23 protein-coding genes are annotated in these 20319 nt (G+C 43.7%); 9 read left to right on the top strand and 14 right to left on the bottom strand.

What is annotated here, in order from left to right:
- The first annotated feature begins 67 nt into the window (after nucleotides 1-67).
- On the top strand, nucleotides 68-301 hold the full coding sequence (locus tag F6J90_RS13090; RefSeq protein WP_293059147.1) for a hypothetical protein: 234 nt from the start codon (nucleotides 68-70) through the stop codon (nucleotides 299-301).
- A 140-nt stretch (nucleotides 302-441) separates the two neighbouring features.
- Here F6J90_RS13090 and F6J90_RS13095 read toward each other — a convergent pair whose 3' ends face one another.
- From F6J90_RS13095 to F6J90_RS13115, 5 genes are all read right to left on the bottom strand, one after another.
- Entirely contained in the window at nucleotides 442-597 is a 156-nt protein-coding gene (locus F6J90_RS13095) for a hypothetical protein (protein ID WP_293093794.1), read from the bottom strand.
- 470 nt (nucleotides 598-1067) lie between these two features.
- The gene (locus tag F6J90_RS13100) at nucleotides 1068-6464 is read right to left on the bottom strand and encodes a CHAT domain-containing tetratricopeptide repeat protein (protein WP_293093797.1); all 5397 of its coding nucleotides are present in this window, start codon (nucleotides 6462-6464) and stop codon (nucleotides 1068-1070) included.
- Between the two features lie 5 nt (nucleotides 6465-6469).
- A complete protein-coding gene (locus tag F6J90_RS13105) occupies nucleotides 6470-7441 on the bottom strand; it encodes a MoxR family ATPase (RefSeq protein ID WP_293093800.1) in 972 nt (323 codons plus the stop codon).
- The gene (locus tag F6J90_RS13110; protein ID WP_293093803.1) at nucleotides 7438-8904 is read right to left on the bottom strand and encodes an effector-associated domain EAD1-containing protein; all 1467 of its coding nucleotides are present in this window, start codon (nucleotides 8902-8904) and stop codon (nucleotides 7438-7440) included. The genes F6J90_RS13105 and F6J90_RS13110 overlap by 4 nt, the downstream gene beginning before the upstream one ends.
- 150 nt (nucleotides 8905-9054) lie before the next feature.
- Nucleotides 9055-10146 (bottom strand): effector-associated domain EAD1-containing protein, encoded by a 1092-nt coding sequence (locus F6J90_RS13115; protein WP_293093806.1) that lies wholly within the window; start codon nucleotides 10144-10146, stop codon nucleotides 9055-9057.
- Between the two features lie 13 nt (nucleotides 10147-10159).
- Between F6J90_RS13115 and F6J90_RS13120 the strand changes: the two genes are divergently transcribed.
- Nucleotides 10160-10498 (top strand): CsbD family protein, encoded by a 339-nt coding sequence (locus F6J90_RS13120; RefSeq protein ID WP_293093809.1) that lies wholly within the window; start codon nucleotides 10160-10162, stop codon nucleotides 10496-10498.
- On the opposite strand, the gene F6J90_RS13125 is transcribed toward F6J90_RS13120, so the two are convergent.
- Nucleotides 10455-11006: a chorismate pyruvate-lyase family protein gene (locus F6J90_RS13125; RefSeq protein WP_293093812.1), complete on the bottom strand. Its 552-nt coding sequence runs from the start codon at nucleotides 11004-11006 to the stop codon at nucleotides 10455-10457. The genes F6J90_RS13120 and F6J90_RS13125 overlap by 44 nt on opposite strands.
- 98 nt (nucleotides 11007-11104) lie before the next feature.
- Between F6J90_RS13125 and F6J90_RS13130 the strand changes: the two genes are divergently transcribed.
- On the top strand, nucleotides 11105-11371 hold the full coding sequence (locus F6J90_RS13130; protein ID WP_293093815.1) for a hypothetical protein: 267 nt from the start codon (nucleotides 11105-11107) through the stop codon (nucleotides 11369-11371).
- Here F6J90_RS13130 and F6J90_RS13135 read toward each other — a convergent pair.
- Nucleotides 11331-12203 (bottom strand): S-methyl-5'-thioadenosine phosphorylase, encoded by an 873-nt coding sequence (locus F6J90_RS13135; protein WP_293093818.1) that lies wholly within the window; start codon nucleotides 12201-12203, stop codon nucleotides 11331-11333. The genes F6J90_RS13130 and F6J90_RS13135 overlap by 41 nt on opposite strands.
- Between F6J90_RS13135 and F6J90_RS13140 the strand changes: the two genes are divergently transcribed.
- On the top strand, nucleotides 12202-12399 hold the full coding sequence (locus F6J90_RS13140) for a hypothetical protein (RefSeq protein ID WP_293093820.1): 198 nt from the start codon (nucleotides 12202-12204) through the stop codon (nucleotides 12397-12399). The genes F6J90_RS13135 and F6J90_RS13140 overlap by 2 nt on opposite strands.
- A gap of 127 nt (nucleotides 12400-12526) precedes the next feature.
- A complete protein-coding gene (locus tag F6J90_RS13145; RefSeq protein ID WP_293093823.1) occupies nucleotides 12527-12982 on the top strand; it encodes a hypothetical protein in 456 nt (151 codons plus the stop codon).
- Here the strand turns inward: F6J90_RS13145 and F6J90_RS13150 are convergent.
- On the bottom strand, nucleotides 12969-13124 hold the full coding sequence (locus tag F6J90_RS13150) for a hypothetical protein (RefSeq protein ID WP_293093826.1): 156 nt from the start codon (nucleotides 13122-13124) through the stop codon (nucleotides 12969-12971). The two genes, F6J90_RS13145 and F6J90_RS13150, sit on opposite strands and share 14 nt — an antisense overlap.
- A 5-nt stretch (nucleotides 13125-13129) precedes the next feature.
- Between F6J90_RS13150 and F6J90_RS13155 the strand changes: the two genes are divergently transcribed.
- The gene (locus tag F6J90_RS13155) at nucleotides 13130-13282 is read left to right on the top strand and encodes a hypothetical protein (protein WP_293093829.1); all 153 of its coding nucleotides are present in this window, start codon (nucleotides 13130-13132) and stop codon (nucleotides 13280-13282) included.
- On the opposite strand, the gene F6J90_RS13160 is transcribed toward F6J90_RS13155, so the two are convergent.
- Together F6J90_RS13160 and F6J90_RS13165 are read right to left on the bottom strand one after the other, a co-directional pair.
- Entirely contained in the window at nucleotides 13279-13797 is a 519-nt protein-coding gene (locus tag F6J90_RS13160) for a hypothetical protein (protein ID WP_293093832.1), read from the bottom strand. The genes F6J90_RS13155 and F6J90_RS13160 overlap by 4 nt on opposite strands.
- Before the next feature lie 47 nt (nucleotides 13798-13844).
- Nucleotides 13845-14048: a hypothetical protein gene (locus tag F6J90_RS13165; RefSeq protein ID WP_293093835.1), complete on the bottom strand. Its 204-nt coding sequence runs from the start codon at nucleotides 14046-14048 to the stop codon at nucleotides 13845-13847.
- Nucleotides 14049-14353: 305 nt separating this feature from the next.
- On the opposite strand from F6J90_RS13165, the gene F6J90_RS13170 reads away from it, so the two are divergent.
- Nucleotides 14354-14539 (top strand): hypothetical protein, encoded by a 186-nt coding sequence (locus tag F6J90_RS13170; RefSeq protein ID WP_293093837.1) that lies wholly within the window; start codon nucleotides 14354-14356, stop codon nucleotides 14537-14539.
- A 2-nt stretch (nucleotides 14540-14541) separates the two neighbouring features.
- Here F6J90_RS13170 and F6J90_RS13175 read toward each other — a convergent pair whose 3' ends face one another.
- Entirely contained in the window at nucleotides 14542-16812 is a 2271-nt protein-coding gene (locus F6J90_RS13175; RefSeq protein WP_293093839.1) for a pentapeptide repeat-containing protein, read from the bottom strand.
- A 354-nt stretch (nucleotides 16813-17166) separates the two neighbouring features.
- On the opposite strand from F6J90_RS13175, the gene F6J90_RS13180 reads away from it, so the two are divergent.
- Together F6J90_RS13180 and F6J90_RS13185 are read left to right on the top strand one after the other, a co-directional pair.
- On the top strand, nucleotides 17167-17592 hold the full coding sequence (locus F6J90_RS13180) for a hypothetical protein (RefSeq protein ID WP_293093842.1): 426 nt from the start codon (nucleotides 17167-17169) through the stop codon (nucleotides 17590-17592).
- Between the two features lie 44 nt (nucleotides 17593-17636).
- Nucleotides 17637-17804 carry a hypothetical protein gene (locus tag F6J90_RS13185; RefSeq protein ID WP_293093844.1) on the top strand — a complete coding sequence of 56 codons (168 nt, stop codon included), beginning with the start codon at nucleotides 17637-17639 and terminating at the stop codon, nucleotides 17802-17804.
- A 43-nt stretch (nucleotides 17805-17847) separates the two neighbouring features.
- Here the strand turns inward: F6J90_RS13185 and F6J90_RS13190 are convergent, their stop codons facing one another.
- From F6J90_RS13190 to petD, 3 genes are all read right to left on the bottom strand, one after another.
- Nucleotides 17848-18228, bottom strand: a complete 381-nt coding sequence (locus tag F6J90_RS13190) for a hypothetical protein (RefSeq protein ID WP_293093847.1) — start codon at nucleotides 18226-18228, stop codon at nucleotides 17848-17850.
- A 117-nt stretch (nucleotides 18229-18345) separates the two neighbouring features.
- A complete protein-coding gene (locus F6J90_RS13195) occupies nucleotides 18346-19491 on the bottom strand; it encodes a glycosyltransferase family 4 protein (protein ID WP_293093850.1) in 1146 nt (381 codons plus the stop codon).
- A gap of 270 nt (nucleotides 19492-19761) precedes the next feature.
- Nucleotides 19762-20244: a cytochrome b6-f complex subunit IV gene (gene petD, locus F6J90_RS13200; RefSeq protein ID WP_293093853.1), complete on the bottom strand. Its 483-nt coding sequence runs from the start codon at nucleotides 20242-20244 to the stop codon at nucleotides 19762-19764.
- Nucleotides 20245-20319 lie beyond the last annotated feature (75 nt).

Here is a 20319-nt window from a genome sequence, read left to right on the forward strand (position 1 = left end):
ACCCCTTGACAATTGATTAATTTATGTATATATTAATAATATACACCATTTAAGGATACTGTTGATTATGACTAAAAACATTCCGCCTAACTCCGATGACAATCAAAACCCTCAAAACCCTGGTCGTAAACCTAAGAAAGTCAAGTACGTTTTGATCGGTTCTCCTGAACAAGTTCGGAATACGATTAATGCCATCTATGCCCTTAAATACGCCTATCCCGACGAGTGGAGCACTCCAGAACCTACTGAAAAGCCTGGTGAGGTGATGACCTTTTTGATTCGATATTTCTATGTAGACTAGGATAGGGTTTTGCCAGGGTTTTGACGCCCTGGCGACTAGGAATTGTGGAGGTTATTTTGAAGCGATCAGTTATCAGTTATCAGTTATCAGCTATCAGCTATCAGCTATCAGCTATCAGCTATCAGTTATCAGCTTATGGGTTAGGTCACAGGCTGGAAGCCTGTGCCACAAAGCTGACCACTGACCACTGACCACTGACTACTGACCACTGAGGAATGTATTCGTTGATCAACAGTATCTAGATTTGAGCTCCGCTGTACTTGTGGTGGCTTACACAATAGAATTCGGTCAAGCATTGGGGTTCACCAGAACTTGACCGATTTTTTTTATTGGTATATTTAGGGGAGTTCTAATTTGGTGAGGTATAAAGTCTTGGGTTTGAGGGAGCAGGGAGTTTGTTACACTCTTTACCTTATTTTTACCTTATTTCTTTTTTCGGCCTAAGTCTTGCTTGGTCAAGGCTTCGATTAATGGGATTTGGCGAAAGTGACGCTACGCGATCGCATTCCTGGTTAGTTTGCCAAAAGCGATGCAGCACGGTCTTGGGGTTTTGCCCCATGAGCGACTGGATCAAGACAGGGCCCTCAAGCTGTCGCAATAGTAAGTTTCTTTCCCCTTCTTCTCGTCCTTCCCTTTTCGCTAGGCTGAATGCACCTCGTCTGCTGACGGGGCGCTTGTCACCCCGTCAGCAGTAATTGCTACTCCATTTGCTATCTATATCCACGACGAAGGCATGGAAAATTTGGAAATATGACGATTCTAACTCCTAAGTGCCTGTGACTACGGAAGCGGCCCAATAATAGGGGTGAGCAAAAGGATAGGGTTGGCGCTTAATAGCAGCATATAGTAAGTCATAGAATATGTAACTATCCCGCTTATTGTTTTCAAAGATTTTAGCCATCAAACCCTTAAATTTTTGGCTTTTTTGGATTCTTGCCAAGGTTTTACTGTTCAGTGTTCGTAACCATAATTGGGCGTTAACCAAGGCGGTTGAAACATCCCCATCTCCTAATGTTGGCAGTCGTTTTAGATTTTTGTATAGTTTGATGACTAACAAAGCATTGGCAAGAGGATCGACTGTCCAGAGGGTGCTGATAACGCTAGGACTACCTGCATAGAGAAAACCGCTAGGCAAACCAATATATTCATCTAAACCACTAGGTAAGCCAATATCTTCTTCTTTGTTACTTGAAAGGGTCATCCCACTTTCACTGGCAGAAAGAACGACAATACGACATTGACTGAGGTTAAGTTTAAAGATTTTGGACAAGGTTAGGTCTGCATCTGCTAGGAGTAGGGCTGATTCTAGGGGAGATTTAAACTCCAACTTGCCATGACAGGAAAAGTGGACACAGTGAGCAGAGCGTAGTTGCTTCATATGTTGATTCAGCTTTGCTTCTGTTGCCTCTGCTTCAGCAAGAACTATGCTATGGTTGGGGTCAAAGTATTGTCGGATTTTATCAACTTCTAGTTTCGAGCCAGGCAAGGGTTTTGCTCCAGCTCTCGTTGGGTTTTGGATAGCAAATAAGTTATTAAAATTAGGGCGGTGTTGTTCTTTTATTAGTTTCAGTAACTGGCTACTAGGGGCATAACTTACCCCTCTTTCAAAGCGATCGATAAGTAAATTACCCTTTGATAGGGGTAGAGCATGGAGGGGAAACAGATGCAGCAAACGATGGGGCACTAGAATTAAGCGATCGCATTTAACCCCTTGTTTCTCAAATATTCCATCAATCTCGGAAATGATGTTATCAATATCTAGTATTGTAGCGAGGTTGGCGAGGCGAGAGGATAGATTGGTTATCCATTGGTTTTTTTGTTCGCGGTAGGCATTGGTATAGTCTTTATCCCAATTTTCCAACCTTTCCAGGTCTTCGGGAAAGGATGACACAACTATGGGCTGCTGACTGTGACTAGTGACAATAAAGGTAAGAATTTTATCCCCCGTAACATACCACTCGATAATGGCACTGCGTTGATCAATCAGGCTCTGAATCTCCCTAAACGGAATCGTTTTCACGTTTTGAGTGAGACTGAAACTGGGGTCTATGGGTTTGATTCGATCCAGTACCAGATCTAACTGCTGCTGTGACTGCTGTAATTCTTGTTCTAGTTGTTTCCGTGACTCCTCTAAAGATGGTCGTTGCTGTGGTTGTTTGTCATCACTATTTTTTGAGAGTTTTTCTATAACCACTTCTAACTGTCTTTCCAATGATGGAATATTTCGACGCAGTCGATCTAACTCGGTGATTATTTCTTGGGGAACGTTGCCTTTAGGATAAAGGTCGCGGTTGGTGAGTAATTCCACTAGGTTGCGAGCTTTGCTGCGTTCAACTGTTTCTATCGCTTTATCCGATTGTCCTATATTGATATAGGCTTGCACCATTTTGTGATAAAATGGCGTTCTCTGTGCCATAATCTCTTGGCGACGTTGATCGGTACTTGCCCAACTGCGACTGATTTCCACTGCAGTTATGGCGTGTTGGTAGGCATCAATGGTCGCTTGCCAGTTACCTTGGGTGAAGTAAAGGTTGCCTAAGTTGCTGGAAGTTGTGAGGCAGTTAATGGGATCGGCTTCGGGGGTGTAAACCTCCAAAGCTCGTTGGAATGCTTCAATGGCATTTTCCAGATTATAAGCCCTATCACCACGGATTCTGTCAGAGTAGGCTGTGCCCAGGTTGTGTTGAGTCATTGCCCAGTCGATCGGGAAGTCTGATTTGGTGCGAACGGACAAAGCTAGTTGGAATGCTTGAATGGCTCTTTCTAGATTCTCAGACCTGTCGGCACGGATTCTGTCACGGTAGGCATTGCCCAGGTTGTTTTGAGTCTGTGCCCACTCGATCGGGAAGTCTGGTTTGGTATAAACTTCCAAAGCTAGTTTGTATTGGGCAATGGCACGTTCTATATTCTCAGCCCTGTCAGAGCGGATTCTGTCACAGTAGGCATTGCCCAGGTTGTTTTGAGTCATTGCCCAATCAATGGGGAAGTCTGGTTTAGTGTAAACGCACAAAGCTAGTTGGAATGCCTCAATCGCATTTTCCAGATTCGATGCCCTGTCAGAGAAGATTCTGTCACAGTAGGCTGTGCCCAGGTTGTTTTGAGTCTGTGCCCAATCAATAGGAAAGTCTGATTTGGTCTGAACTGACAAGGCTAGTTGGAATGCTTCAATAGCACGTTCTATATTCTCAGCCCTGTCGGCACGGATTCTTTCACTGTAGGCTGCGCCTAGGTTGTTTTGAGTCTGTGCCCACTCGATCGGGAAGTCTGATTTGGTGTAAACGGACAAAGTTCGTTGGTATGCTTCAATCGCTTTTTCCAGATTCGATGCCCTGTCACCACGGATTCTTTTACTGTAGGCAATGCCCAGATTAGCTTGAGTCCTTGCCCACTCGATCGGGAAGTCTGGTTTGGTGTAAACGGACAAAGTTCGTTGGTATGCTTCAATCGCTTTTTCGAGATTTAATGCCCTGTCGGCACGGATTCTGTCACAGTAGGCTGCGCCTAGGTTGTTTTGAGTCGTTGCCCACTCGTAGGGGAAGTCTGGTTTGGTGTAAACTGACAATGCTAGTTGGTATGCTTCAATCGCTTTTTCGAGATTTAATGCCCTGTCACCACTGATTCTGTTACTGTAGGCAATGCCCAGATTAGCTTGAGTCATTGCCCAATCGATCGGCAAGTATGATCTGGTATAAACGGACAAAGCTAGTTGGTATGCTTGAATCGCTCTTTCTAGATTCTCAGCCCTGTTGTCCCGGATTCTGTTACTGTAGGCAATGCCCAGGTTGTTTTGAGTCATTGCCCAATCTTGGGGGAAGTCTTGTTTGTTGTAAACGGACAAAGCTAGTTGGTATGCTTGAATCGCTCTTTCTAGATTCTCAGCCCTGTTGTCCCGGATTCTGTTACTGTAGGCAATGCCCAGGTTGTTTTGAGTCATTGCCCAATCTTGGGGGAAGTCTTGTTTGTTGTAAACGGACAATGATAGTTGGTATGCTTGAATCGCTTTTTCGAGATTTAATGCCCTGTCAGAGTGGATTCTGTTACTGTAGGCAATGCCCAGGTTGTTTTGAATAGTTGCCCAACTTTCCCGGTTACTCTCACGGGTAAAAACTGTTAGCAACTGTTCGTAACCAGCCATGGCGATTTCGATCTTACTGGCTTTATTACCGAGAGGAAAATCGCTGATCAGGTTGCTGAATTCCGAGATAGTATTAGCGATGTCTTCTGCTATTTCTGGTTCCACTTCTGAGAGTTCAGCACTTGCCCAGGTTTGCAGGATATAGATCAAGTTATCATCGAGTTTGTCTAGGTTGGTTTCCAGGAGTGGGTAGACGATTGTGGGGTCGCTATTGCTGTCTACGGTTGCCTGAAATACCTCCATCAAGAATTGCAGATAGTCTTGGGATGAAGGATAATCTGAGGTAGGGGTTTGTGAGATAAGGAGTTGTTCAGCCAAACGAGCATACTCCCCTCCTAATCGCCCTAAAACTTCAGCCTTTATCTGTGCAAAGGGACGAATTTTTTCTTCTAACCAATCATTACTTGTAGTTGCCGGTGTAAGTAAACGCCCTTCAAATTCCTTTATTGATAACCCTAATTGTTTAGCGACAAACTCAGATACCTGATCAATAACTGAAACGGTTTTACTAATGGGTACACCATCTACTAATAACTCCCTTACCCCTGGCTTAAATTCGTACTCAATATAATCGGGATTTGAATCTTGGCCTACAGGGGTTATAGACTGGAGCAGTCCACTCATAAACACCTCCGCTACATGAATTTGTGCGGATTTTCGTAGCAGGGTTTGCTGAATTAGTTGCACTACAGGTAAACTAACGGGAGCAGCTGCCATTAATCCAGCTAACCGACGCGCCATCGGAGAAGCCGTAGCACGAAATCGACTAACTAATGCTGGTGCTGTCAGTTGGGGTTGAGTGGCTTCACCATCTACCGGTCTTATCTCTACTTGTGGGTCTTGGGATACATCAAAGTTAAACCCCACTGTACTAACATTCCCCTGACCTGCTATTACCTGCGACCACGCCAGTAGTGGGTAGGGTTCTAACGTAACCACGGGAACACTAACAGAGGAAGATTTATTCTGACTACTGTTCCCGACTTCTGAAAGAAGTCCAATGTCATCTTCATCCCAAGGTTTAACAATAAACTGAGAATTGACAACTCCAGGACTAAGAGAATGCAGTTGCACTGGTGTTTCTGAAGCTAAAGCCGTGCGTTCCCAAAGCCGTTCAGGAAGTAGCTGAAGGATAGTAAGTAAATCATTGCGTCCCCACAACTCTAGCACTGGATGAATTAATTGTCTGCGCCAAGCCACAGAAATACAATCACTAACCAATAAAATTAAACGTTGTTTCTTCGGATCAATTAATACCTGGGGAGAATAGGCAGTGGAATGATAACCTCCCGTGCTAGTTTGAGGAAATAAGTCTACCTTTGGTTTATTGATGTCTTCCGTTTCAGTAATCGTTAATTCCCACGTGCGTACATCCCGAAACGCACCATGATGCTTGACTAAATGTTGCAGTTCAATGATTGTCTGTTTCCAAACCGCAGTTGAACTAGTTTTTTCAACCACCAACGCTAACTCTAACCATCTTTCGGGAGTAGGTTTGAGAACTGGTAGCCAAATGTTTGATTCAGCAATTTGGTAAACAGTTGCTTCCTGATCCAATATCGTTTCTATAGCAGATGGGACTTTCCGCATTAACGGACGAAGTGCCCGTCCCAAAGCCAGACTATTTCTCAATGCTACCGCTGCTGGCACTTTAATCGGAATTGCTTCTCGACTTTCTTTAGTCTTTTTAGGTTTGGAAGAGGGTGGATAAACATCAGCACCAGGTTCTGTGACTTCAGGGAATGATGATTCTTGGGTATCTGCTTGAATATCTGGAGTTTGATTTGGGGGTTGCTGTGATTGGTCTTGGGATACCGTTGATGATTGCGATGGCTGCTGTGGTTGCTGTGATTGGTTTTGGGATACCGTTGATGATTGCGATGGCTGCTGTGGTAATGGCTGCTGTGGTTCCTCTGACTGGTCTATTGGCTGGTCTAGATGAACAGCCAACCAGAGAATTTCGGCTATTTCCCGAGCAGTTAAATCAAATCCTGCTTGTTGTAGAATAGCGATCGCTTTTCCAACCATATCCCTTAGGTACTACTGAGGTACTGCAGCAATCGGTCAATTAACTTTGCTTTTTTATGGTCTTTGTCTTCTTCTTGAGAGTCAAGCATGGGATAATCCTCTGTATTAACTGTGTTAGTTAATATATAAATGGCGTTGAGCAATTGGTCTGTAGCCAAGTCTCCTTTCTGCCGTCGCTTGAGAAATGTTTCAATAATCGGTTTGGCTTGTTCAAGACTATCCCCTAAGTGAGCTTTGACAATCCCTTCTAATTCCTTGGGAGTTGGTTCCCGTAAATCTAATCGTAAACAGCGTCGTAAAAAAGCCGGGGGAAATTCCCTCTCTCCGTTACTGGTCAGAACTACAAAGGGAAATGCTTGGCAGGTGACCTTTCCCCTGGGGATGGTTGTAGTTTGATTATCCCAGGTTTTGACAACAATGTCTGGAAACTGGTCACTGATTCGTGTTAATTCCGGGATTTCAAATTCTCCTTCTTCAAAAATAGTCAATAAATCATTGGGTAAATCAATATCGCTTTTATCCATTTCATCAATTAATAATACCCTGGGATAAGTTGAGGGTAGTAACGCTGTTCCCAAGGGACCCAATTGAATATACTTACCAATTTCCCCTAAATTATCCTTGCCGCTTCCTTGAGCATCTTGTAATCTACCAATGGCATCATAACTATAAAGTCCTTGCTGTAAATGGGAGCGAGTGGTAATATTCCAACGTAACACCTCTCCTAATTGTAACTCTTGAGCGACTGCATAGGCCAAAGATGTTTTTCCTGTGCCTGGTTTTCCCGTTACTAATAAAGGACGACGTAGATACAACGCTGCATTGACTAACTCTATTTCCTCTGGCCTGGTCTGATAGGTTTTACCCCGTTCTGTTTTGTCAAATTTCCGCCAGCTAGGAGGCTCAGGAAGGCGTTCAATGCCATTGTGGGGTTGTTCGGGAGTTCCGCGAAATATTTTCCAAGAGTTATTAGTCATAGGGGTGTATAGTTAATCTGGGGTGGTAGTAGATAGGGGTCTTCCCACAAAAGAGCAAGATGGTGTCCGATATGTTCTTGTTTATTCTTCGCTTTAGGAAAAGCTTGTAACCGTTGTTGTTTTACCTTTTCAGGAAGCTGATTTATTTGACAATTGAGTAATTGATCGAGAGCCTGTTGACAATTGATAGTTGTAAAATTATTTTGTCTGAGCCATAAAGTAACGGGTATTGCCGCACGATCAATAGCTTTCAATTTTTCCTCACATGGGGGGTGATTCAATTTTACTCCTATGGCATTTATTTGTTCCAAATGACTATACAATTCTGGCCAATCCTCAAAATTACTAAAAGCAAAGTTAGCTAAGCATATAGTTTGACGTTGATTTTGAAATTGTCTCCATTTTCTTAACCATTTGCCTTGATGTTTATAGTTTTTCAAGCGTCCTATAGAGCGAAAAATAACACAATACTCGCTACCAATTGGAATTGACTGATTATTCTCTTTAATTTCAATTCTTTCAATTTTATAGTTCAAGAGTGCATAGGGTAAAAAAAATACAATTCTTAGTTTATCGTCATATTCCCGAGAATATTTAATTAACTGATCTAGAAAAAACTCTATTAACTTTGGCAAGTCTTCAAGAGAAAATACATCTTGTTCAGATTCTCCATCAGCTGATGGAGTCTCTAAAAATTTACAGTGTTGATGATTTCGTAAATAATCATAATTACTTAGGTCAGGAATGAACCAAGCTGAGACTAAATAACTAGGTTGATGTTGTTGGTGATATTGCTTACTGGAATCTACCTTAACAAGCAGATAAGGTTGTTCATCTAATTTTGGTTGCTGATGATTTTGATAGTGACTGCTAGTCTGAGCTAATAAATCAGAAGGATTATTAGCATTTTTTGTTAACCATTGCTTGAGTTTCTTAGCAGTTGGCTCGGGAATATCTCCAGTGTCTAATAAACGAGCGACGAATTTTACAATACGTTTTTCATCATCAGTTGGTGGTTGAGGTATATCTTCCAATTTTTTTATAATTCCAGAGAAACTTTTAGGGATTTCATATTCTTCATAATAATTAAAGTAGTCATCGGGACAACAAGTTTTATAAGCCTGTTGCATGGGTTTGATGATATTGTCTTCTAAAGGAAACAATATGGTGATTAAACTAGGCGGAATTTTAAATTCTTCGGAATAGAGCTGTTTTAATTCATTATTACCTGAATTTTGGTTAAGTGCTCCATCAAGTAAGTTTCCTAACTTATTGTGAGCATCACAATAAGTTAGTAAGCTGTGAACAATTTGCTTTAAATTTTTACCGCTAGCAACCTCTTTCAGACTTATATTTAATTCATAAAGCACCATCATCTCTAATTCATCTTCATCAAGAAAAGCACTACACAGTGCTTTGTTTATCTTTTTGAGGAGATAACCAGGGGTCTTTCCAGCATTCATTGATGGTTACTTCAATACTTGTGAAACATAGAACTTAATACTCTGACTCTAATTAAGTATCTACACTCTGATTATACCGAGTTCCGTAAATTTTCCTTTATTTGCTGGTATTTGGCAACCTAGTGGTGGCTTACAGGTTCAGACAACCATTTACCACATTCCTTCACCCTTACGTAAATCTGTCAATAACCCTTGCTTCTCTAACCGCGCACAAATAGCACTGAAGGGACTGCCAGCGTTATAACTAGGTTTCCAGCTTGGGTCACCACTATGATGCAGGGCTACTAAATTCCAGTTAATATCAAAACATGGAGAACCAGAGGAACCGGGTTCGGTATTGGTTTTATACTTAACCGTTGTACCATTCTCGTTAATAGTAATAATAGCCTCGGTGTCAAAGGCTATTTTTAAGGGTTCAGCATTGGGATGCTGCACTATAAACAGTGGAGTATCAGGCAAAAACTGATAATATGGCTCTTGTGGTAACTCAATCCACTGGCGCTTTGGAGAATTGGGATCGGGATTTTTCCCAATCGGTTCTTCTCCAGGAGCTCCATCTACTCTCAGCAAGGCATAATCCAATTCGTCAGGGGTTGGTAACGGATTGTTGGTATAAGGACTTTGATCAATTAGCCAGTCATCCTCTACTAAGCGATACTCTGTACCTGGGTTGATAACTTTACCATCCCCTAACTGCTTGTAGTCAAAACGCAGGATAACATTACTAGACGTTGCTTGTTTTAAAATTACCGATTCCACCACATGATAATTAGTAATAACCACATTGGGCGCAATCAGAAAACCTGTCCCAAATTCACGACTATTATCGTTATTCGTAACTTCGACACGACAGACTTGCCCTTCAATTTGACCTAACCTTTCCCGCCACCGATTTACGTCTAAAAAAGAATTGGTTTTCTTAATCAGTCTTTCTAATCTACCTCTTGCTGATAGCGGTTGCGGCATAGCAATAGCAAGATTAAACTCCTGGGCAAAGGCGAATAAAGCTGAGTTATCTGGATTCGATTCACGGGCACCTGCAATCAGGTTATCAACCCATCCTTCTGCTTCTGCGGCTTCAATTAACCTAAACACAATTGCTTTTAAATCATCACCCATTGCTATGGCATTCAGGTGTTTATCAAGCCTGAATCTTACTACTTCAGCCAATCTTTGCTGAGAGGGAAATGCGGCAATTAAAGCATCTCTTAATTGTTGATATTGCTGTCCTGTTAGTTTCATTTATAATTTCCATTTGAGTTGTGAACAGAATCCCTTAGGAAAAGGCAATAGGCAAGAGGCAAGAGGCAAAAGGCAAGAGGCAAAAGGCAAGAGGCAAAAGGCAAAAGGCAAAAGGCAAAAGGCAAAAGGCAAAAGGCAAGAGTTAATCAAGCTCCCCACCCTCCCCACACTTCCCACCCTCCCCACACTCCCCACACTCCCCACACTTCCCGACTCCCTACTCCCGACTCCCGACTCCCTACTCCCTACTCCCTACTCCCTACTCCCTACTCCCTACTCCCGACTCCCTACTCCCTACTCCCTACTCCCTACACCCTATTCAAAAAATAGCTTTCAGGAAAATATTCACTAATCATCATTACCGATTGGCGATTAGAAAAGACGCAATAGGTACGAAAAAGTAAATTTGCTTCCGGTTCAATCTCGAAATAATCAGCTAATTCCTTAGCTGGCTTTTTTCCAGTATCAACAATTTCTTTAAATGTCTCGAATCTCTGCTCTCGCCAGATTTTGCCGATGGGCGTTTTAGTTTTAAGTAAATCTTTTTGAAAGTACTCATCTAAGCGATCAATAACAATTATTGACTCAGCATAGATATAATTCTTGCGACTTATTTTACCCTGTAACAGTATTTTCCGATCAAGTACTGAGCTTCCTTTCTCTAATTCCATTGGATCTATATCATCAGTTGTTGTTACCAATTCCTCAGACAACTTAACTAGACGAATCTGTTCAAACATATAGGCTTCCAACATATCTGTTACTGTGCCATCTGTCGTTAACAGAATTCTTTGGAAAATACTCAGATTCGAAGGGTCTATATAACTTCGATTTAGGGATTGCTGTAGATCATTTCTCATTTTTAATAGCAATTATTATTGGGGTGAGGTATTAATTCTTGGGTTTTAGGGAGTAGGGAGTAGGGAGTAGGGAGTAGGGAGTAGGGAGTAGGGAGAGTGTGGGGAGGGTGGGGAGTGTGGGGAGTGTGGGAAGTTTGGGGAGGGTGGGGAGTGGGAAAAAATTTGCCGAGCTCTTTCCTACTTTTGACTGTTCCCTATTCCCTGTTCCCTATTCCCTTGTACCTACTAACACCAAAAAATTATCCAAACTCTTTCCTACTGCTCCCTGCTCCCTGCTCCCTGCTCCCTATTCCCTATTCCCTGTTCCCTGTTCCCTGGGCGATTTTACAAATACTTCTGCAACAACAACTCCAACTTCTCCTTAGTTGCTTCTGGAGCCTGATCTAAGGGAGTAAAAATAGCATACTTCAAGGCAGAGTGGGCTTTAGAAACGGGTGGATTATCAACTAACCGGCGCACTGTTTCTTGAATCACCTTCTGAGCATTAATCGCATTGCGATTTAGATTATCAATTATCATCTCCACAGTGACATGGTCATGCTCTGGATGCCAGCAATCATAATCGGTGACGAGGGCAAGGGTAGCATAGGCAATTTCCGCCTCCCGTGCTAACTTGGCCTCTGGCAAATTGGTCATGCCAATTACTTTTGCCCCCCAACTCCGGTAGAGATTAGATTCCGCCATGGTGGAAAATGCTGGCCCTTCCATGCACAGATAAGTCCCACCGTTATGTACGGTAACCTCTGGTAACTCCAAACTTGCGATCGCATCCACTAAAATTCCGGCCAGTTGGTTACACACCGGGTGTCCAAACCCAATATGAGCCACAATCCCTTCCCCAAAAAACGTCGAAACCCGATTCTTCGTGCGGTCAATAAACTGATCCGGTACCAGCATATCTAAGGGTTTGACCTCTTCCTGAAGAGAACCCACTGCTGAGGCAGAGATGATATACTCCACGCCTAACTGCTTCATGGCATAGATATTGGCTCGGAAGGGCAACTCGGAAGGCATCAAATGATGATTGCGACCATGACGAGCTAAGAAAGCCACAGTAGTTCCTTCTAAGGTTCCCACCATCAAGGCATCGGACGGAGGACCAAAGGGGGTGTCAATCGGTACCTCCTGCACATCCTTGAGAGCAGCCATTTTGTAAAGTCCGCTACCGCCAATAATCCCAATTTGTGCTTTTACCATGGTGTTTGTGCTTGCTGTGCCTCAGTCCAACGCTTTGTTATTTTACCTGAAACAGTATGAATTTTTGTTAAGGGGTAAGCATTCAGCCGTCAGCCGTCAGCCGTCAGCCGTCAGCCGTCAGCCACAAGCCTTGGCCAAAGGCCACGCTACGCGAATGGCTGATAGCACCTCAAGTAGCGTGCCCGTAACGCATTAGCTGATAGCTGATAGCTGATAGCTGATAGCTGATAGCTGATGGCTGATAGCTGATGGCTGATAGCTGATAGCTTACGTTAAGGGATTTTAAAATACAGACTGATGTTCCGATGCAATAGTTGTGCCTTATGTCTGACCAACCCCTTGGTAAACCCCGTCCTCTGGTAAAAGTGATCCTGCTATCGGTAGCCACATTAATGCTGTACTACGGTTGGTACAAGTGGATCATTCAGGAAGAGTTGCGACACTATAACAATTCTGGTTGGTCCGGTACCCTTTGCTTACTACCGTTCGTTTTAGGTGTCGCCGTTCCACAAGCCTTATGGATATTAGATCCCGATGTTCCTGGCTGGTTTGGTTGGTTTTCCCTGGTCGGTATAATTTGGATTTACATCGTTCAGTTCAGGCTTTATCGCACAGTTAACGAACTGTATCGACGAGAAGGACTGACAGAACCTCTGGTAGTGTGGTGGATTTTTATACCTGGGTTGAATTTAATTGTGGGATTAAAGCAAATTCATGTACTGAGCAAGTTTTGGGCAATGAAACAAGAAACTATACCGGAGGGGGCTATTTTGAATTGAAGCAAAAAGCAGACTTGTTGAACTTTGGAATAGGGAACAGGGAACAGGGAACAGGGAACAGGGGGAAGAGTGTGGCGAGAGGGGAGGCGTAGTTTTCGATCTGTGTTGACAACAACGATAGACAACAACGATAGACAGACATCAGCCATGTTGATAATCGTTTATTACTCGATTCAAGACTTCCGAGCAAATATTCCCTGTTCCCTATTCCCGACTCCCGACTCCCGACTCCCTCGGTGCGCTTTCCGTAGGCGAATTAAATTCGCCACGGGTCGCACCGCTCCCGACGATTCAAACTAAAATCTTAAACCAAATCCACCTTGAACAGAAGCAGCGACGCCGCCACCCTCCCGATAGGCATCAAAAGCAATAATCGCATTACCAAACAAAACCGTTTGGCTATTAGGGAGCACAAAATCAATACCAGGTTGTATAGCAAAACTGGTTTTATCTCCCACTGGTGACGGAGAGTGACCGCTAGCAAATACAGCCCCTGCTCCCAAGTAAGCATCGGTTTGCCAGTTAAGGGGGAAATCGTAACTAATTGTTGGCACAATAGCAGTGCCAGCACCAATCAGGGCTTGTGTCCGGAAGGAAATGGGGATTTCTAGGAATTTGTAGCGAAACGCAATTACCCCACCAATTTGCTGACCTTCTCCATCATCATCCTTTGTAATACCAATCGTAGGACCGATTCCCACATAACTTCCATAGGCAGCTTGAGCAAATGCTGGTTGCGACTTAATCATTAAACTAGCCAGACTCCCCAGCACCAGCGTTCCTAGTGTGGACAATAATCCAATAGTATTACCCATTTCCTCAACTCCTCAATACCTAAATCTAATGATGGCTGCTTTCTCGCTCATATTAGCTTAATTGCTTTGGTGAAACTAATATAGCAAAGGGAATAGGGAACAGGGAATAGGGAACAGGCAAGAGGCAAGAGGCAAGAGGCAAGAGGCAAGAGGCAAGAGAGTAAAAATTCTTTGATTAGAATAGAAACCGCTATATACAGGTTGATGTTTTGTTCACTGTTGATAGTTAACTTTAAATCAACGCAATCCATTAAGCAATCTATTCTGGTTAAGGGGGTTTTCAACTCAAGTCAACTCGAATATACTGAATCGATTCGGTAGCTTTTGAATTTATGCGATCGCTTTTAGCGGAAGCTGAGGCCTTTGGCCACGCTACGCGAACGCTTCATCGCGTAGCGGCTCTTTCAGAGCATCACTAATTTTTTGACAATAGAAAAAAATTAGCCTACTTGATTTTTTCCGACTTGTTTCTTTCCACTTGTTTCTTACTTGTTGGGTGCATCTCCTAAAAGCTTTTTGATCCGGTGGGTGGAACGGGCATCTTGCCCGTTACAAAATGAGGGCGAGCCTTTTGGTGGTGCGTTACGGGGCGGACTATCCCAACCCTGGCTACGAGGCCAAAAATAAGGGCAAGTCCCCCCCTAACGCACCCTACGCAATCTTCCCGATTCCCGATTCCCGATTCCCGATTCCCTACTCCCTACTCCCTACTCCCTACTCCCTACTCCCTACTCTAAAATAGTGTCACAAACATCTAGGATGAAGTCCACCATAGGTACAAATATATCGAAGTTGCTGCTCATCTAAATTTTTAACATTAGCAAAATCAACCCCCTTGATCCGGGCTAAATTCGATTTAGGTGGAGGCAAAGTAATAAATTGATTAGCCTTAGTCTGTTTAGCCATAGCAAAAGTAACTCCCAGAAAATCTGCTCCAGCTAAATTAGCCCCTCGCAAATCTGCAGCACTGAGATTAGCGTAACGTAGCTTAGCATTGTCAAGCTGCGCATTGCGTAAATTAGCCCCTACCAATTGGGTTGAATTGAAATCAACATTTTTGAGATTAGCATTACTCAAATTTGCCCTAGAAAGATTCGCTCCTTGCCAGCTTGATTGACTTAAATCAGCAGAAGAGAAATCACTCCCCACAGCACTAACTTTGCCCAAACGAGCACCATGAAGACTAGAGAGACTGAATTTTGCTTCCCCCAAATTGGCTCCTGTCAGGCTAGCATTTTCTAAGATAGCTCTACGGAAATCAGCATTAATCAGCTGGGCACTGCTGAGATTAGCACCGATCAGGCTACCGTTATAAAACCTTGCTCGGTTCAGGGTTGCCCCGATTAAATTGGTGCGATTCATCAAGACATTATCGAGAATAGCACCAGTGAGGTTAACTTCTCTGAGATCAGCTCCGCTGAAGTCACTGACCCAATCATCAAAAGTGCCAAAATGTTCATCCTCACCAGGGCCATAGAAGCGACTACCCTGCAAATTAGCACCGGACAAATTAGCGTAGCGGAAATTAATGCCCGACAAATTCAGGTTGTCCAGAATTGGATTAAAATAGCCATAACCCTGATTAACCTTACTTAGGTTAATATAGCTCAGGTTAGCATTATGCACTTGACCGTCGTAGATAGTCAGAATTTTCGAGATAGCTTGCTTAGTTGCTCTGTGCCGCACCGCTAGCACTCCCTCAACCCCAGCTTTACCTTCCCCGGTTAGGGTTTTCTGGTCGTTGGCCAAAGATTGATTCAATATTCGTAGATGGGGAAGGGGTTGAACACCTTTACTGACCAAGGTTTGTTGGAGGGTATCAATCAAGCTAGGGGTATTTTCCTGACCCAGCAAATCCACCAGAAACGGTACAGCACGATGGTCGTCTATCCTACCTAGAGCCAGAATTGATCCCATACGTTCTTCTTGAGCAGTGCCATCAGTGGAGTTTAATTGTTTCACTAAGGTCAGAAAGACCTGATTTTTCTGCTGATTGAACGCTCGCCAATTGGCCTGACTTTGAATATAGATTTGGGTTCCCACAAACGTGCCAAGTACAGACCCCATCCCGCCAAAGGTAACAATTAGCAGAGTAAGACCAGGATTTCGGCGCATCCACAACCAAAGATTGGGGGAGTGCTGTTGCGATTTTGAGTACAGGGTAATGGTATTAACTGTTGCGCTATGGTAACCCCAGGTAGCTTCCTGGTGATTAGACCATTGCCCATCAGTTTCCTCCTCTAGCTCTACCTCTTCATACTCTTGAGACCATTGCCCATCAGTTTCCTCCTCTAGCTCTACCTCTTCATACTCCGGTGAGGGGGAGGATTCAAAACTTGACCAGTACGGCAACAGCAACCGAGAGGAATCCGAGACATAAGTTCCGGCTATGTAGTCGTGGAGGCTGCGATGTTGAGGATTTAATACAGAACTAAAACTCTCTGCCAATAGCATCAATCCTGCCAACCCCAACAAAATTAACAAGTCGGGAAACGCTCCAGTGTAGCGCCAGAGTAAATAAGCACTTCCCAGTGGTAATCCCCAGCGTCCCACTGCCTCACGCCACACCGCACCGATCAAACCAGGGGGTTTTCCCGAAGCGGTAACCACTCGCACTCCAAACCAACCTTTGGGAGTAGTTTGACCAGTTTTTCCCAGCAAATAAAGTTGCCATAAGGTTACTCCTACTGGCATCACTAACGAAGCACACCAAAAAAAATTGGTCAGGGGAGTGACTCGCTTGGTTAGTTGTAGGCGCGGGTAAGCTAGAGTTTTTGCGATCGCATTCTGGGTTGCCCCCAACACTGGGTTAAGGGGAACCGGTTCTGCCTCCGAGTATTTTTCTGCATACAAACCAATCCCGTAAGGGAGCAATGCACTAGTAGTTACCAGCGAGACTTCCAAAAGCGCTGCCACGCAACGCCTAGTCACCAGTGGCAGAACCAAGTTCAGTCGCAGCGGAAAATACCAGCTACCTTGTCGGTGTTGACCTGTTTTTATAGTGGGGCTAGCCATATTCAATGCTCAGGCTGCGTATGGTTGCTTTTTAATGACTTTAAACACTGATTTCAAGGATCAGTAAGCAAATTCCCCGAGATTATAGCAGATTTTGCTTGATACCGTTTTTTGGGGCAAACACCTGATGACTATGTTTAACTATGTCTAGACTTAACCGGTTGAATACCGGCAATAGCACTGAACTGCTATGAAATCAGCCTCATTATTATATAGCAGTTTTCTTGGGGTTAATGGGAGTAGAGAATAGGGAGTGATGTAAGGTTTGTAAAGCGAAACAAATTCAAATGGAGATAGTCAAGTAATCTAGAACAAGTGTATTAGTAATAGATCAGAAGACTTTGGGGGATGAAAATGACTAAACTATTCCCACACTGGATGATTGTTCCAATCACCCTAGCAGTAAGCTTAAGTAGCCCTGGTATCGCCAACGCCGAAACCATCAACCTTGAGCCTGAATTCCAGCCTGATCCAATCGTAGTTACTGGAAACTCTGGAGGCTCAAACAAGAGCCAATGCGGTATGATTAGTACCCAGCCCAATCATGTCATTAATTTGAACCAAGATTTTACCTACTTGCGCTTCAACCTAGAAAGCCAGGGCCAGCCCACTCTATTGATTCAGGAGCCCAATGGTACCTCATGTACACAGGCCGATAATTTATCTGGAGGCAATATTGTTAAAATCGGGTATTGGGAGCAAGGCAGCTACTCATTCTACGTCGGCGATCGCAATGGTGAACAGCATCCTTATACCTTATCGATCACTAAAACTCCCTAGTACCGCTGTGCCAAATTAAAAGTTCAACAGTCAATAATTATTGTATGCAAGCCTTTTCGGTGCAATCCTTTTCCCTGACAACTGCGGCAAAGTCTATTTGTGAGAGGACTTACGCACTCAGATATATAAAATGTCTGCAACAAAATGTCTGTAACCCTATGTTCCCTGTTCCCTGTTCCCTGTTCCCTGTTCCCATTAGCTTAAACCCTTGATTTTTGGTTTAGCTGCGTAAGTCCTATGTGATTAGTCATGGCTCTAATCTTCAATCTGCTCAACCGATACCTCAACCGCTTCCACATCAATTGTACCTGGAGCTGTTAAGCGGCTAAAACGACCCTGTTCTATCTTCAAAACTTCCCCGCAACTGGGGCACTGAGACTGGGTATTATTAAACCCAGTAAACTCATAGGCACAGACTGGACATTGATCTTCCACTAGATTACGTCTGAGCCACCAGCGAACTCCGAACCAGGCAATCACTGGTGAGATGATTAATAAACCAATCAAAATCAAAAAACCATTGACTACCCATCCCAAGCCAACTGTGCCTAGCAAGAAACAAGTTAAGAAGAACGCTAGCCAACAGCCCATACCTGACAGGTTGAACTGGAACTGTCTCGGGGTATTTTGATTCACTGTTTTCTTTTAACAATAACAAATATGATCGGGTAGTTATATCCTAGTTCAGATTCGTCTTAACTTGAATAGAAATTAGCCCTCGCTGCTTATGCTCCGCAAGGTGCGACTCAATCTTTACGCAAAATCGAGTAAATCTTTTAACTGCTTTGTCAGAGCCTCTTTACTAAATAACCCTAGGGATTGTTCTCTTAACCACTGACCATCACAGCGTTGATCCTCTCCCTTGAGAATTTCAATACAAGCCGCAGCGACTGCATCAGGGTCTCGATAGGGAACTTGCCAACCAAGCTGACCATCTTGTAAGGGATCAGCAGAACCATCAGAATCCCCAGAAAGGACAGGTTTACCACAAGCCATGGCCTCTAGGTATACAATCCCAAAGCCTTCTTGAGAGGGCATGACGTAGGCATCAGCCACTCGGTAGTGTTCCACTAATTCTGGTGTAGGGACAAAACCAGCAAAGACCACCCGATCGGCAACACCCAAATCTTTCGCTAGCTGTGCCAGTCTCGGTTGATCATCACCACGACCAATGACTAGATATTTAACCTCTGGAAAGATTTTTGCGATCGCAGGAAGTGCTTGAATGGTAACATCTACTCCTTTATAAATATCCCCAGACCACAGACGGGCCACAGTCATCAACACCTTAGCACCAGCCAGACCATACTTTTCGATTAAGGCTGGTGATTTCGGACCAGGAGTAAACCTATTCCCATCAACAGCACAAGGCAACATCTTTACCTTTTGAGGATTTAGCTTATTGGCAGCACAAGCGCGATCGCGACTGTAACGACTAATAGTCCAAATTGCTGCTGCCCGCTCTAGGGCATTACGTTCTTTGATGGGTAAGGGTTCCCACACCTCTTTACCATAGGTCAAAACTGTATAGGGAATCCCCAGACTATTGCACAACAGCTGAGTCAGGGGAGCCAGTTTGATATGACCGCAGAAAACGTGCTTGGGACGTTTTTGCCATAAATAAAACCATAGCGCTATTGTTAAGCGAACACGCCCTAGCACAGGAGGCTTAGTTTTCAGGTAATGGAATCTGAGTGGGTAGACATCAAAGGGATTGTCACAACCTAGACCATCCCGCAGCAAAAATATTTCAGCGCTAGAACTGGTAAGAGTCTTAGCAGCAACAGACAAATATGCCTCGAAAATATCTTTGACGTAGGATTGGATGCCCCCTTCACACTCAAAAATCTCTAGGAAAATGAATACGTAGTTAGATGCGGTTTTCTGTGTGTCGCTCAAATTCGTTAGTTTTGAGTTCGATTCACCTATCTTAACCTCGAACTATTTCTAAAAGCATTCAGGAAAAATAACCAAGAAGTTGTAGCCATGGGAGACAGGGTTACGATACTTGGTACCGAGGAAATTCGCAGGAAATTGCTATCAAACAAAAATCCCACGTACTTTGAGCCGTGGGATTTTCAGAAAAGGTTTTTTGACCCAAGCAATCGAAATCCCACAAACTCTAGTTGAAACTCTAGTTGTAGGATGAGACTGATGGTTAAGCGAATCTTAAAACAGACCCCAAGTCAAAGACTGAGCAATGGGGAAGGTAGCACCAACACCAAGCCAGATGGTGACTAGGGTACCAAATAAAAATACCGTAGTTGCCACTGGACGGCGGAATGGGTTCTGGAATTTGTTCACACCTTCGATGAAGGGAACCAGCATCAGACCCAAGGGAACTGCTGCCATAGCAGCAATACCCAACAGTTTATTAGGGAGAATCCGCAAAATTTGGAAAACAGGATATAGATACCATTCCGGGAGGATTTCTAAAGGTGTGGCAAAGGGATCTGCTGGTTCACCAATCATGGCTGGATCCAGCACAGCTAAACCAATGCATAGAGCAATGGAACCCATGATTACCACTGGGAAAACGTAGAGGAGGTCATTAGGCCAAGCTGGCTCGCCATAATAATTATGACCCATCCCCTTGGCTAGTTTGGCACGTAAAATGGGATCGTCTAGATCCGGCTTTTTAAGAACTGACATTGCTTAAATTCTTCTCCTTAATAAGTAAAGGTAAGCAGGTGGCAGCAGGAAGGTTTGCATTTAGTTTTAACACTT

Source organism: Moorena sp. SIOASIH, assembly GCF_010671925.1.
GTDB lineage: Bacteria > Cyanobacteriota > Cyanobacteriia > Cyanobacteriales > Coleofasciculaceae > Moorena.

Excerpts from the sequence above, each read along its gene's own strand:
- F6J90_RS13090 (WP_293059147.1), top strand. The coding sequence starts at position 68 with ATGACTAAAAACATTCCGCCTAACTCCGATGACAATCAAAACCCTCAA.
- F6J90_RS13095 (WP_293093794.1), bottom strand. The coding sequence starts at position 597 with ATGCTTGACCGAATTCTATTGTGTAAGCCACCACAAGTACAGCGGAGC.
- F6J90_RS13100 (WP_293093797.1), bottom strand. The coding sequence starts at position 6,464 with ATGGTTGGAAAAGCGATCGCTATTCTACAACAAGCAGGATTTGATTTA.
- F6J90_RS13105 (WP_293093800.1), bottom strand. The coding sequence starts at position 7,441 with ATGACTAATAACTCTTGGAAAATATTTCGCGGAACTCCCGAACAACCC.
- F6J90_RS13110 (WP_293093803.1), bottom strand. The coding sequence starts at position 8,904 with ATGAATGCTGGAAAGACCCCTGGTTATCTCCTCAAAAAGATAAACAAA.
- F6J90_RS13115 (WP_293093806.1), bottom strand. The coding sequence starts at position 10,146 with ATGAAACTAACAGGACAGCAATATCAACAATTAAGAGATGCTTTAATT.
- F6J90_RS13125 (WP_293093812.1), bottom strand. The coding sequence starts at position 11,006 with ATGAGAAATGATCTACAGCAATCCCTAAATCGAAGTTATATAGACCCT.
- F6J90_RS13140 (WP_293093820.1), top strand. The coding sequence starts at position 12,202 with ATGGTGTTTGTGCTTGCTGTGCCTCAGTCCAACGCTTTGTTATTTTAC.
- F6J90_RS13135 (WP_293093818.1), bottom strand. The coding sequence starts at position 12,203 with ATGGTAAAAGCACAAATTGGGATTATTGGCGGTAGCGGACTTTACAAA.
- F6J90_RS13145 (WP_293093823.1), top strand. The coding sequence starts at position 12,527 with ATGTCTGACCAACCCCTTGGTAAACCCCGTCCTCTGGTAAAAGTGATC.
- F6J90_RS13150 (WP_293093826.1), bottom strand. The coding sequence starts at position 13,124 with ATGTCTGTCTATCGTTGTTGTCTATCGTTGTTGTCAACACAGATCGAA.
- F6J90_RS13155 (WP_293093829.1), top strand. The coding sequence starts at position 13,130 with ATGTTGATAATCGTTTATTACTCGATTCAAGACTTCCGAGCAAATATT.
- F6J90_RS13160 (WP_293093832.1), bottom strand. The coding sequence starts at position 13,797 with ATGGGTAATACTATTGGATTATTGTCCACACTAGGAACGCTGGTGCTG.
- F6J90_RS13165 (WP_293093835.1), bottom strand. The coding sequence starts at position 14,048 with ATGGATTGCGTTGATTTAAAGTTAACTATCAACAGTGAACAAAACATC.
- F6J90_RS13170 (WP_293093837.1), top strand. The coding sequence starts at position 14,354 with ATGAGGGCGAGCCTTTTGGTGGTGCGTTACGGGGCGGACTATCCCAAC.
- F6J90_RS13175 (WP_293093839.1), bottom strand. The coding sequence starts at position 16,812 with ATGGCTAGCCCCACTATAAAAACAGGTCAACACCGACAAGGTAGCTGG.
- F6J90_RS13180 (WP_293093842.1), top strand. The coding sequence starts at position 17,167 with ATGACTAAACTATTCCCACACTGGATGATTGTTCCAATCACCCTAGCA.
- F6J90_RS13185 (WP_293093844.1), top strand. The coding sequence starts at position 17,637 with ATGCAAGCCTTTTCGGTGCAATCCTTTTCCCTGACAACTGCGGCAAAG.
- petD (WP_293093853.1), bottom strand. The coding sequence starts at position 20,244 with ATGTCAGTTCTTAAAAAGCCGGATCTAGACGATCCCATTTTACGTGCC.